At 31.1% G+C, this 12,861-nt stretch carries 11 protein-coding genes; 7 read left to right on the plus strand and 4 right to left on the minus strand.

Annotated elements, in window-relative coordinates; translation table 11 throughout:
• The first annotated feature begins 96 nt into the window (after window positions 1-96).
• Together GQR92_RS10700 and GQR92_RS10705 are read left to right on the plus strand one after the other, a co-directional pair.
• Complete coding sequence (locus GQR92_RS10700; RefSeq protein ID WP_158839386.1) at window positions 97-2,676, plus strand: phosphoenolpyruvate carboxylase; 2,580 nt, start codon at window positions 97-99, stop codon at window positions 2,674-2,676.
• Between the two features lie 465 nt (window positions 2,677-3,141).
• Window positions 3,142-4,677, plus strand: coding sequence for a YifB family Mg chelatase-like AAA ATPase (locus GQR92_RS10705; RefSeq protein ID WP_158839388.1), 1,536 nt, complete (start codon window positions 3,142-3,144; stop codon window positions 4,675-4,677).
• Window positions 4,678-4,764: 87 nt separating this feature from the next.
• On the opposite strand, the gene GQR92_RS10710 is transcribed toward GQR92_RS10705, so the two are convergent.
• From GQR92_RS10710 to ahcY, 4 genes are all read right to left on the minus strand, one after another.
• Window positions 4,765-5,607 (minus strand): DMT family transporter, encoded by an 843-nt coding sequence (locus tag GQR92_RS10710; RefSeq protein WP_368074159.1) that lies wholly within the window; start codon window positions 5,605-5,607, stop codon window positions 4,765-4,767.
• Between the two features lie 122 nt (window positions 5,608-5,729).
• On the minus strand, window positions 5,730-6,536 hold the full coding sequence (locus GQR92_RS10715; protein ID WP_158839390.1) for a DNA/RNA non-specific endonuclease: 807 nt from the start codon (window positions 6,534-6,536) through the stop codon (window positions 5,730-5,732).
• 58 nt (window positions 6,537-6,594) lie between these two features.
• Window positions 6,595-7,068, minus strand: coding sequence for a DUF1569 domain-containing protein (locus tag GQR92_RS10720; protein WP_158839392.1), 474 nt, complete (start codon window positions 7,066-7,068; stop codon window positions 6,595-6,597).
• A gap of 396 nt (window positions 7,069-7,464) precedes the next feature.
• A complete protein-coding gene (ahcY, locus tag GQR92_RS10725; RefSeq protein ID WP_158839394.1) occupies window positions 7,465-8,778 on the minus strand; it encodes an adenosylhomocysteinase in 1,314 nt (437 codons plus the stop codon).
• A gap of 64 nt (window positions 8,779-8,842) precedes the next feature.
• On the opposite strand from ahcY, the gene GQR92_RS10730 reads away from it, so the two are divergent.
• The 5 genes from GQR92_RS10730 to arfB all read left to right on the plus strand — a co-directional run bounded on the left by GQR92_RS10730 (window position 8,843) and on the right by arfB (window position 12,173).
• Window positions 8,843-9,469, plus strand: coding sequence for a 4'-phosphopantetheinyl transferase family protein (locus GQR92_RS10730; protein ID WP_158839396.1), 627 nt, complete (start codon window positions 8,843-8,845; stop codon window positions 9,467-9,469).
• Between the two features lie 131 nt (window positions 9,470-9,600).
• Entirely contained in the window at window positions 9,601-10,323 is a 723-nt protein-coding gene (locus GQR92_RS10735) for a geranylgeranylglyceryl/heptaprenylglyceryl phosphate synthase (RefSeq protein ID WP_233269828.1), read from the plus strand.
• An 88-nt stretch (window positions 10,324-10,411) separates the two neighbouring features.
• Complete coding sequence (pnuC, locus tag GQR92_RS10740; protein WP_199269127.1) at window positions 10,412-11,044, plus strand: nicotinamide riboside transporter PnuC; 633 nt, start codon at window positions 10,412-10,414, stop codon at window positions 11,042-11,044.
• A complete protein-coding gene (locus tag GQR92_RS10745) occupies window positions 11,005-11,664 on the plus strand; it encodes an AAA family ATPase (RefSeq protein WP_158839400.1) in 660 nt (219 codons plus the stop codon). The genes pnuC and GQR92_RS10745 overlap by 40 nt, the downstream gene beginning before the upstream one ends.
• A gap of 104 nt (window positions 11,665-11,768) precedes the next feature.
• On the plus strand, window positions 11,769-12,173 hold the full coding sequence (gene arfB, locus GQR92_RS10750; RefSeq protein ID WP_158839402.1) for an alternative ribosome rescue aminoacyl-tRNA hydrolase ArfB: 405 nt from the start codon (window positions 11,769-11,771) through the stop codon (window positions 12,171-12,173).
• Window positions 12,174-12,861 lie beyond the last annotated feature (688 nt).

Consider the following 12,861-nt stretch of genomic DNA (forward strand, 5'->3'; position numbering starts at 1 on the left):
ATATCGTTTTCGTAAATAAATCAAGCATTATTCATTAAAAAGTAGGTTTAATCATTTCTCTTTTTTGTAATTTTAATCCCGTAAAATCAGAAGAAAATGAACAATTTACCTAAGCTAGATAGATTTAATGAAAATGTACTGTCTAAATATCAAATTTACAACAGTATTTTCACAACCCTACCTTTTGACACCATAGACGATACTGGGGTTTTATTACCTCTTTTACATAAAGTTTGTAGTAAAGGTTTTAAATTAGAAAAAAATCCTACAGAAATTGTAGAACATTTTTTTAGTAAATACCAAGACGAACCTACAGAAAAAGAAAAAGCAGATTTACTTTTTCGTTTTATTCAATTTATAGAACGTCAAGTCGTTTTATTTGATGCCGTAGAAGATGCTGCCTATCCTATTGTAAATAATATGGATGGTTTTGGTACACTTAGAAACTCTAAAGAAGCTGCATTTCTTAACAATAAAAAAGATGAATTAAAGGCGCATTTAGACGACTTTAAAGTTCGTATTGTATTAACAGCGCATCCAACACAATTTTACCCAGGTTCTGTTTTAGGTATTATTACAGATTTAGATAAGGCAATACAAGATGATGACTTATTACTAATTAGAAAATTGTTAGCTCAATTAGGAAAAACGCCTTTCTATAAAAAAGAAAAGCCATCTCCTTTTGATGAAGCAGTTAGTTTAATCTGGTATTTAGAACATGTATTCTACCACTCGGTTCCTAAAATTTACAACTATATTCAACAACATATTTATGATGGTGAACCAATAGAAAATGAAATTATAGAACTCGGTTTCTGGCCAGGTGGAGATAGAGATGGTAACCCATTTGTAACTACTAAAATTACTTTAGATGTTGCCGAAAGACTGCGTCAAACAATTTTAAGAAACTACTATAGAGACATTAGACGTTTAAAAAGACGTTTTACGTTTGATGAAGTACAAGAAATCTTTTCTAAATTAGAAAAGAGACTTTACAAGCACGTTGTTAGAAGTTATACGAAAGTTAATTTTTCTCAGAAAATATTATTAGAAGAGTTATATGCTGCAAGAGAAATTATTGTAAATAAGCATCAATCTTTATTTGTAGAAGAATTAAATGACGTTATCAATAAAGTAAAAATCTTTGGTTTTCACTTTGCAACGTTAGATATTAGACAAGATAGTAGAGTGCATCACCAAGCATTTACACAAATTGTAGAAGACTTATTAAAAACAGGAGATACTACTTTTCCTGAAAATTATTTAAGACTTTCTGACGAAGAACAAGTTGAAGTTTTATCTGTTGTAAAAGGACACATAGACCCAAGTATTTTAACCGATGAAACTTCTATTAAAACTATAGAATCTATTTATGCTTTAAAAGAAATTCAGCAAAGAAATGGAGAACGTGGTGCAAACCGTTACATAATTAGTAACAACCAAAGTGCTTTACACGTAATGCAAACTTTTGCAATGCTAAACTTATGTGGTTTTGAAAACGAATTACCAGTAGATGTTATTCCGCTTTTTGAAACTGTAGAAGATTTAGAAAACGCAGAAGACGTAATGAGAACTTTATATTCTAATAAAGTTTATAGACACCATGTTGCAAAAAGAGGACACAAACAAACTATTATGTTAGGTTTTTCTGATGGAACAAAAGACGGTGGTTACTTAATGGCAAACTGGGGTATTTTTAAAGCTAAAGAAGCTTTAACAAGAATCTCTAGAGAATATGATATTGAAGTAGTTTTCTTTGACGGACGTGGAGGACCACCTGCTCGTGGAGGAGGAAAAACACACCAATTTTATGCTTCTTTAGGACCAACAATAGAAGATAAAGAAATTCAATTAACCGTACAAGGACAAACTATTAGTTCTAATTTTGGTACACAAAACTCATCTCAATTTAATTTAGAACAATTAATAAGTTCTGGTATTAAGAATGATGTTTTTACAAAAGATCAATTAAATGATAGCCATAGAGAATTAATAAACGACATGGCCGCTACAAGTTACAAAACGTATGTAGATTTTAAAAATCACGATAAGTTCTTACCGTATTTAGAAAAAATGAGTACGTTAAAATACTATGCAAAAACCAATATTGGAAGTAGACCAAGTAAACGTGGTGGATCTGATAAACTTGACTTTTCTGCATTAAGAGCAATTCCTTTTGTAGGTAGTTGGAGCCAGTTAAAACAAAACGTTCCTGGTTTCTTTGGAGTAGGAACTGCATTAAAAAAGTATGAAGACGCAGGTAGATTTGATGAAATTATTGAATTCTACAACGCATCTGATTTCTTTAGAACATTATTAGAAAACAGTATGATGAGTTTAACCAAATCTTTCTTTGGCTTAACTTCTTATATGGCAGATGATGAAGAGTTTGGAGAATTCTGGACTTTAATTTTTACAGAATACGAAACAACAAAACGATTACTTTTAAAGTTAACAGGTCATACAGAATTAATGGAGAATTTCCCTGTTGGAAAAGCATCTATTGAAGTTAGAGAACAAATTGTATTGCCTTTATTAACGATACAACAGTTTGCTTTAAAGAAAATTCAAGAACTTCAAAAAACTGGCGGAAGCGCAGAAGAAATTGAAATTTATGAAAAAATGGTAATGCGTTCTTTATTTGGTAACATTAATGCAAGTAGAAACTCTGCTTAAAATTTTGTTTATCAAATAATTACAGTATATTTATAAAGTAAAATTACGTACTATGAAAAAATACGCTTCTTTACTTTTAACTTTATTTGTTGGTAGTTTTTGTTTTTCACAACAAAAAACTACCAACAATAATTTTATTCCAATTAGTATTTATACTTCTTCTTTTGGGGTTAAAACAAACCAAAGCCCTTCTTATTCATCCATTAAGAAGAATTTAAATCTCAAAAACATTATAAATTTACCACAGTTTCTTTTGAAGAAATAGATGCAAATCAGTTTTTTATTTCTGATAAAAATCTCAGTACAAAAGCTACGCTATTTATTTATGATGACTATAAAAGTTATAGAGATGAAAACCTTTTAAAGGGGGTTTTAGAAAAATACGATCTTACAAGATGGGATCCTTCTAATTTTCAACAACCAAACCTTAATTAATTTTCTTTATCTTTAGAAAAAAGAAAAAGAATGCTTGTAAAAGTCTATGGTTCTGCCGTTTTTGGTATCGAAGCAACTACAATTACCGTTGAAGTAAATATTGATAAAGGAATTGGCTATCATTTGGTAGGTTTACCAGATAATGCAGTTCGTGAGAGTTCTTATCGAATTTCTGCTGCACTCAACAACAATAACTACAAACTTCCAGGTAAGAAAATTATTATCAACATGGCTCCCGCCGATATTCGGAAAGAAGGTGCTTCTTATGATTTAACTTTGGCTGTTGGAATTTTAGCCGCATCAGCTCAAATAAAATCTGAAGCTATTCATGAATACATTATTATGGGCGAACTTTCTCTAGACGGAAGCTTACAACCCATAAGAGGCGCTTTACCAATTGCCATAAAAGCAAGAGAAGAAGGTTATAAGCATTTAATTCTTCCGAAAGAAAATGCTAAAGAAGCTGCCATTGTAGATGATTTAGAAGTTTTAGGTGTCGAAAATATATTAGAAGTAATCAATCATTTTAATGATGATAAAAAAATTGAACCAACTATTGTTGATACAAGAGCTGAGTTTTATAAAAACATCGATTTCCCAGAGTTCGATTTTTCTGATGTAAAAGGACAAGAATCTATAAAACGATGCATGGAAATTGCTGCTGCAGGCGGACATAATATTATTTTAATTGGTCCTCCAGGATCTGGAAAAACGATGTTAGCAAAGAGATTGCCTTCTATTTTACCACCAATGACGTTACATGAAGCATTAGAGACCACAAAGATTCATTCTGTGGTTGGTAAAATAAAAAAGGAAGGTTTGCTATACCAACGCCCTTTTAGAAGCCCACATCACACAATTTCGAATGTAGCTTTGGTCGGCGGCGGGCAATATCCTCGTCCTGGAGAGATTTCGTTATCTCATAATGGTGTTTTATTTTTAGATGAATTACCAGAATTTAAAAGAGATGTTTTAGAGGTAATGCGTCAACCTTTAGAAGACAGAGAAGTCACTATTTCTAGAGCAAAATTTACAGTTACCTACCCAAGTAGTTTTATGTTGGTAGCAAGTATGAACCCGAGTCCGAGTGGTTTTTTTAATGACCCAAATAGCCCAATGACTTCTTCTCCACAAGAAATGCAACGTTATTTAAGCAAAATTTCTGGACCATTATTAGACAGAATCGATATTCATATAGAAGTTACTCCTGTTCCATTTGCAAAACTATCAGAAGAACGCAAAGGTGAATCTAGTGTTGCCATTAGAAAACGAGTTACGGCATCTAGAGAAATACAATCTGAGCGATTTAAAGACTTTGAAAACGTACATTATAATGCACAAATGAATGTAAAACAGATTCGTGAATTTTGCAAATTATCACCAGAAAGTTTATCCCTTTTAAAAACTGCAATGGAAAAATTAAACCTTTCTGCCAGAGCCTATGATCGAATATTAAAAGTATCTAGAACAATCGCAGATTTAGCAAATTCTAAAGATATTTCTCCAGATCATATTGCAGAGGCAATACAGTATAGAAGTCTAGATAGAGATGGTTGGTTGGGGTAAAATAGATTTATCTAAACGCAAAGGCGCAAAGGTAAATCGCAAAGTTAACAGAGAAGAATGGTTAAAAATCTTTGCTTTTTATTTAAATTAACTACGTTTACTTTTGATATAAATATTATAAAGCAAGCCAAACATTATTAAAAACACACCTAACAAGGTCCATAAATTATAGATTTCTCCAAACCAAAATGCACCGATAGCAATCATAAAAATGACTTCTAAATACTTTAAAGGTGCAATTACATTTGTTTCGTGAGATTGTAATGCTTTGGTCATGTATAATTGGCCAACATAACCAAAAACACCTAAACTTAATAGTAACAACCATTCTACTAAACTTGGGTTTCTCCAATGATTGATAGACATAATACCCCCAAAAACAAAAGCCATTACCATAAAGTAATTGATAATTACTAATGGATTTTCAGTGTCTCCTATTTTACGAATCACCACAAAAATAACACCTAAAGAAATTGCAGATAATAAAACAAAAATTATTCCCATAGAATCTACATCTACTCCAAAACCCTTAATGATTAATACACCAGCAAATGCTATTAAAAACAGCAGCCATTGTATTGGTTTTATTTTCTCTTTCAAGAATATAAAGGCAAAAATAGCAGCGAAAATTGGTGACGTATATCTTAATGAAACGGCAGTACCAACCGCTAAATAATTTAATGACTGAAAGAAACATGTTAATGAAATTACACCAGTAAGACCTCTAATAAATAACAGTTTTTTATGCGTACCAAGAATAGGAATTTTAGCCTTTAAAATTAATGGTACTGTAAAACACAACGTACCAATAGATCTAAAAAATACAATTTGATAAGCGCTAAAATCATTTAAATATTTTACAACTGCATTCATTAATGAAAATGCAATTACACTAAAAATCATATAAAAAATGGCTGTTGAGCTTTTCATAAAGAAGTAGTTTGTACTATTTTTATTATAAGCGTACAAAAATAACATTAAAATAAAGAAAACTACTTTAGTTTGTATAGAACCTTAGCTTTAGAAATAATAGAATTTGAATGTTTTTTAAATTAAAAACTCCAATTTTTATAACTACTAGAGCTTTCTAACTTATTTTCAACAGAATCCTCTAATTCTTTAAAGAAATCGATACCCGTTAAAGCTTCAATTTTATCTACCGAAACCACAAATTTATACAAAGGTAAATTAGATTCTTTATGAGGCATTAAAAACGCCAACATTTTAATTTTACCCTTTGTTTTATCTAAGATTAATTTATAAAACTGATTTGGAACAGAAACAGATTCACTACCAATCGTTTTTAAATTGTTTTCTAAAACGCCTCCTGTAATTACAAATACTCCATCGTTTTTCTTTGCCCAATAACGCACTTTCTGTTCTAGACGATTCCAAACCCCTGCATTAAATTGATGTTCTTGCGGACTGATATTACTTGTTAAAAAAGTTTCGTCGTGCGCAGCTTTAGAAAAACGTCTGTCTGCAGCAGGACATAAATGCCCTTTATCGTAACCAGATTTTTTATAATTACGCCAATGAGCTGCTTTGGTTTTTACGGCGTTGTCAATTTCAAAATAAGGTCTTTTGTAATTGGTACTACTTAAATCGGATGCTTTTAACTCATACGCAACCCATTCTGCTTGTTCGTGTTTTTCGCTATAGGATAACGAATAGTTTTGATGATGCACCACTTGGTTGGTTGTACTTGTTGGCAAAAAATATTGATTGGTAGTTGCTTTTGGTATTTTACCAGCTTCTATTACAACATTTTCTTCTTCTGAATTTAAAAATTGTTCATAACCATAAACCGCAATTAAAATAACAACAGAAATTATGGAAAGCAATGTCTTTTTCTTCAAAATATATTTTTTTATAATTATTAATTACCGCAAAGATAAAGAAGTAAAAAAATAGATTTTACTTCTTTAATATACTCTTTACAATCTTTAAGTGATGGTTTGTATGTGTATCTATAAAACGGAAAACTCTTTTCTTATTTATATGTCCGAATAAAGGATGTCTGAAATAAGCGTTTTCATCTAAGTTTTTAATTGCTTCTATATGCGCTATTGCCGCTGCTAATTGTGTAACAATAGCTGCTTCTAAAATTACTTCTGGAGATTTAAGATATTCTGGTGCTTTTGCTTTTCCTCTCGGAAAAAAACCAAGTGTAAGGCATATTTTTCCGACAAGCGTAAAATTATTTCTAAATAATGTTGGGTCTGATGTACTAATACTTTCTGCTACAGCATTCAATACTCTTAAACTATGGTCTAAATGCCATGCAACGTCTGCTTTAGAAACACTAGTATCTACACTTTTACTATGTGGAATATAACTTTCTAAAAGGTTTAATCGGTTTTCTAAGGTTGACGTATTTATTGCTTTCATTCAGAATTTATTTTTTTAAAGGTACTTAAAATTGATGAAACTCTTTTAGTTATTACAGATTCGCGTTAAGGATAGAACGGTCTGTTTGAGCTCTTTTTTACTGTTAGTTAGAGTGAATTTTGAAGAATGAAAAATTTGTATCGAGAACTAGCAGTAAAAAAAGCGAGTAGTGAAAGCCTGTTAAAACGCCCAAAAAGAAGTTGAATTTATAAAAAAGAGATTGCTTCGTCATTCTTCCTCGCAATGACAGATAAAGAAAAACCCTTTCAAATAAATGAAAGGGTTTTGTATTTATGAGATTTCTCAATCGACTAAAAAGTCTCATTTAGAAATGACAAATAGTTTGTGATTTTTGATTGTCACTAATAACTAACAACCAAAAACTAACAACTTTTTTTAGTATCTATAGTGTTCTGGCTTATAAGGACCTTCTACAGTTACACCAATATAAGAAGCTTGTTCTTCGCGTAATTCAGTTAATTCGACACCGATTTTTGCTAAGTGTAATTTTGCTACTTTTTCATCTAAATGCTTTGGTAACATATATACTTCATTTTCGTAAGCATCTCTGTTTGTCCAAAGTTCTATTTGAGCCAAAGTTTGGTTTGTAAATGAGTTAGACATTACAAAACTTGGGTGACCTGTTGCACAACCTAAGTTTACTAAACGACCTTCTGCTAACAAAATAATGTCGTTTCCGTTAATGTTATATTTATCAACCTGTGGTTTGATAGTATCTTTTGAAGCACCATGATTACCGTTTAACCAAGCCATGTCAATTTCGTTATCGAAATGCCCAATGTTACAAACGATTACCTTGTCTTTCATAGCCTCAAAATGACGACCTTGAATAATATCTTTGTTTCCTGTAGTTGTAATAATAATGTCTGAATTACCAACAACAGTTTCTAAACGTTTTACCTCAAAACCATCCATTGCAGCTTGTAAAGCACAAATAGGATCGATTTCTGTAACCGTTACAATAGAACCTGCACCTTTAAAAGAAGCTGCTGTTCCTTTACCAACATCTCCATAACCACAAACAGTTACACGTTTACCGGCTAACATAATATCTGTTGCTCTACGAATTGCATCTACTGCAGATTCTTTACAACCATATTTATTATCGAATTTAGATTTTGTAACAGAATCGTTTACGTTAATTGCTGGCATTGGTAAAGTTCCTGCTTTTACTCTTTCGTACAATCTATGAACTCCTGTTGTAGTTTCTTCTGATAAACCATTAATACCTGCAGCTAATTCTGGGTAACGATCTAAAACCATATTTGTTAAATCTCCACCATCATCTAAAATTAAGTTTAATGGTTTTCTGTCTTCTCCAAAGAATAAAGTTTGCTCGATACACCAGTCAAATTCTTCTTCAGTTAAACCTTTCCAAGCATAAACCGCTGTTCCTGCTGCTGCAATTGCTGCTGCTGCTTGATCTTGTGTAGAAAAAATATTACAAGAACTCCAAGTAACTTCTGCTCCTAAAGCTTGTAAAGTTTCTATTAAAACTGCTGTTTGAATTGTCATGTGAAGACAACCTGCAATTCTAGCTCCTTTTAAAGGTTGCTCGTTTTTGTACTCTTCTCTTAAAGACATTAATCCTGGCATTTCTGCCTCTGCCAATAAAATTTCTTTTCTTCCCCAAGCTGCTAAAGAAATATCTTTAACTTTATTTGGTACGTAAGCTAATTTAGTGCTCATATTATGTATATTTATATTCTAATTTTTTCGAGCTGCAAAGTTACGACATCCATTTTAAAAAAGTATGCCTCTTTACAAAAGTTTAACGATTAACAAAAACACTAAAGTATTCATTTGGAAAATTGAAGAATCATTTAATCAATTAAATACAAACGTTTTACTTACTGATAAAAGTCAGACTCGTTTAGACGGAATGAAATCGGACTTACACCAAAGGGGTTTTTTAAGTGTGCGTCATTTATTAAAAGAAGCTGGTTATTCTGATTCGGATTTAGTTTATGATGAATTTGGAAAACCACACTTAAAGGATGGAAAGTTTATTTCGATAACACATTCCTTCACTTTTTCTGGGTTGATAATTTCTGATAATTTACATGTTGGTATTGATATTGAAATGCAACGTGATAAAATATTGAAAATTGCACACAAATTCACCTCCATTAAAGAGTATGTAACCATTGCAAACCACGATGCTTTAATAAGTAAACTAACCATTGTTTGGGGAGGAAAAGAGAGCTTATATAAAATCTACGGAAAGAAAAAATTACGCTTTTTAGAAAATATTTATATTGAAGATTTTGATTTTTCTGATAAAAAGACAACTGGTAAAATTCGTTATAACGGAGAGGAAACCTCTTATACTATAGAATTTTTAGAGTTTGAAGGTTTTACGTGTGTGTATGCTTTTTAGTTTTAATATTGAAAGTTGGAAAGTAAAAAAGTTTTCGTCATTGCGAAGAATGAAGCAATCTTTTATTTGAAAAACAGATTACTTCGTCATTCTTCCTCGTAATGACATATAGGTTTTGTATTTTCGCAGTTGTGAATATTTATCAAAACATTTTATTAGCAAAAAAAGAGGGCAAAAAATTATTGGCTGTTTTAATAGATCCTGAAAAAATAGATCTAGATAATATTGTTGCTTTTTTTGAAAAAGTACATCAATCTATTGCTACACATATTTTTGTTGGTGGCAGTACTGATATAAACAACGTAACCGAAAAGGTGGTTGCTGCTATTAAAAAAGAAACACATTTGCCTGTTGTTCTTTTTCCTGGAGATGTAAAACAAATTACACAAAAAGCAGACGGAATTCTATTTCTGAGTTTACTTTCTGGCAGAAATCCTGAATATTTAATTGAACAACAAATAAAAAGTGTTCCGTTTTTAAAGGATTCTAATTTAGAAATTTTACCAACGGGTTACATTTTAATTGACGGACAAAAAGAAACGGCAACACAAAGAGTAAGCAACACAAAACCAATTGCACAAGAAAACACAGAATTGATTTTAAACACGGCTTTAGCAGGCGAATTTTCTGGTAAAAAATTGATTTATTTAGAAGCCGGTTCTGGCGCCAAAGTGCCTGTGGACGCAAATATTATCACTGTTGTAAAAAACAACTTATCGATTCCTTTAATTGTTGGTGGCGGAATTAGAACTAAAGAACAGTTAAAAAACGCTTTTAATGCAGGTGCAGATGTAGTGGTTATTGGTACTGCTTTTGAAAATGATGAAGCTTTTTTTAACGATTTAAAAAAATAAAAGTTTTCTTTATAGTTTTTCTGAATTCAATCGAAAAAAACACTCGAACTGACAGAATGTATTATTTTTGTGTTTCAAAAAAAAAACAATGACTGATATTTTTGATTTTTTCTTAGCATCATATCAAGATAAACCAAGTTTTATTATTGTAATCGAAGCCATCATTTTTATTTTTGGTATCATAAGTGTTTTGTACGCTAAAAAAGAAAATATTTTAGTATATCCTACAGGGCTAATCGCTACCATTTTATCAGTTTACCTACTATATAAAGATAAATTAATGGGTGATATGATGATGAATTTTTATTTCTCAATAATGAGTATTTATGGTTGGTGGAACTGGTCAAGAAAAAAAGATAATAAATATTTAATCCCTATTTCAAGAACAGATAATCTAGAAAAGATAATTGGTGTTGGATTATTTCTAATCACTTTTTTAATTACATATATCGTATATAAAACATCTGGAGTACCAATTGAAGTATCTAATTATATAGATATGTTTACTTCAGGTCTCTTTTTTGTAGGAATGTGGTATATGGCAAAAAAGAAATTAGAAAACTGGACTATTTGGATTATTGCGGATATTATAACAGTCCCACTTTATGCATACCGTGGATGGGGAATGTTGTCATTACAATACCTTATCTTTACAATATTAGCCATTCAAGGTTACATCGTATGGAAAAAGAACTTAAACAAGCCCCAATTAACATCGTAAAAGTTGTTTTATTCGGACCTGAATCTTCTGGTAAAACTACTCTTTCTCGTCATTTAGCACGTTATTACAATACGGTTTGGGCGCCAGAATTTGCACGTGAATATTTACAAGAAAAATGGAACAACGAGCGTAAAACTTGCGAAAAAGATGATTTACTTCCTATTGCAATCGGACAAATGAAATTAGAAAATACGTTGGCTAAAAAGGCTGATAAAATTTTAATTTGTGATACCGATTTATTAGAAACCAAAGTATATTCCGAAGAGTTTTATGGCGGTTTTGTTGATGAAAGACTAGACGAAGCGGCAGATGAAAACACATACGACTTGTACTTATTAACGTATATAGACACGCCTTGGGAAGAAGATGATTTACGAGACAGACCAGAGCTACGTTTAGAAATGTTTAATGCTTTTGAAAAATCTTTAATAGATCATAACAGACCTTATATTTTATTAAAAGGCGATAAAGAAACTCGTTTAAAGAATGCTACAGCAGCTATTGATAAAATAATTGCTGATAAAGAAAATTTACATTCTTTTTCTGATTCTTTACAAGATGTAGACATGCATTTTCTACATCAAAACACGGGTGATTTTGGCACTCCGTTTGAGTATTGAATAACAGAAAAAGTGATAAGTGATAAGTGATAAGTGATAAAACTATCAATATTTATCTAAAAACACTACTAATTTCTTTATTATAGACTTTATTTTTAGAACAAATGAACAAAGAAAACATCTTAAAAGAACTCAGTTTTAAAGGCATTAGAAGTTCTGGTGCTGGCGGGCAGCATGTAAATAAAGTGTCTTCTAAAATTGAGTTGACTTTTGATTTAGAAAACTCTCTTTCTCTTTCTGATACTGAAAAAACACTTCTAAAAACAAAGCTTTCAAATAAGCTAACTAAAGAAAACACGTTGGTTTTATTTTGTGACGAATCTCGTTCTCAGCACAGAAATAAGGAAGTAGCTATAAAACGTTTTTTAGAATTATTACGGGTAAATTTAATTCGCCCGAAAAAAAGAAGACCTACAAAACCGAGCAAATCTTCTGTTCGAAAAAATGCCGAAAAGAAAAAAAGAAATTCGGTTAAAAAAACATTGAGAAAGAAACCAGGTTTAGATTAAAAATTACATTTTTTAACTTAAGATTCCTCAATCGTCAAACTACTCATTTCGGAATGGCTTACTTATTATTGCTTTTTAAAATGAGTTATTGCGAGGTACAAAACTCTCTTTTTATAATACCAAATAAACATCAAAATTCATTTGATATAAGGATGAGATTGCCACAGTTTACAAAAAAGTAAACTTCGCAATGACAGAAATTAAAATCGACCTAAAACCAAAAGCTAACAAACAGGCTTAGCCCTGATTGAACGATCTGTTTGAGCTCTTTTTTACTGGCAGTTCGAGTGAATTTTGAAGAATGAAAAATTTGTATCGAGAACAGACTGTAAAAAAAGCGAGTAGTGAAAGCAGGAAATAGCTTCTAAAAAAAGTGCTTTTGTTATTCTTTATGTCAAAAAACTGAGGTAATTTTGCGCCGTTCTCATAAAGGGGTGCTAATTTTTAGTTGATGGTGTTTAGTTGTTAGTTTTTAGTCTTACTCAGACTTTTTAAACTTTCTAACTTTCAAATTAAAGAAAAGCTGAGATCATACCCATTGAACCTAGAACAGGTAATGCTGTTTAGGAAATATCAAATGTCATTGCGAAGATTTTTTTCTGAAGCAATCTTTCTTACTGAAGAGATTACCACGTTGTAAACTCCTCGTAATGACAGTAAATAATTATTCAAAAATCAATCACAAGAA

Origin of the sequence: Polaribacter sp. L3A8 (genome assembly GCF_009796785.1) — a bacterium.
Classification (GTDB): domain Bacteria; phylum Bacteroidota; class Bacteroidia; order Flavobacteriales; family Flavobacteriaceae; genus Polaribacter.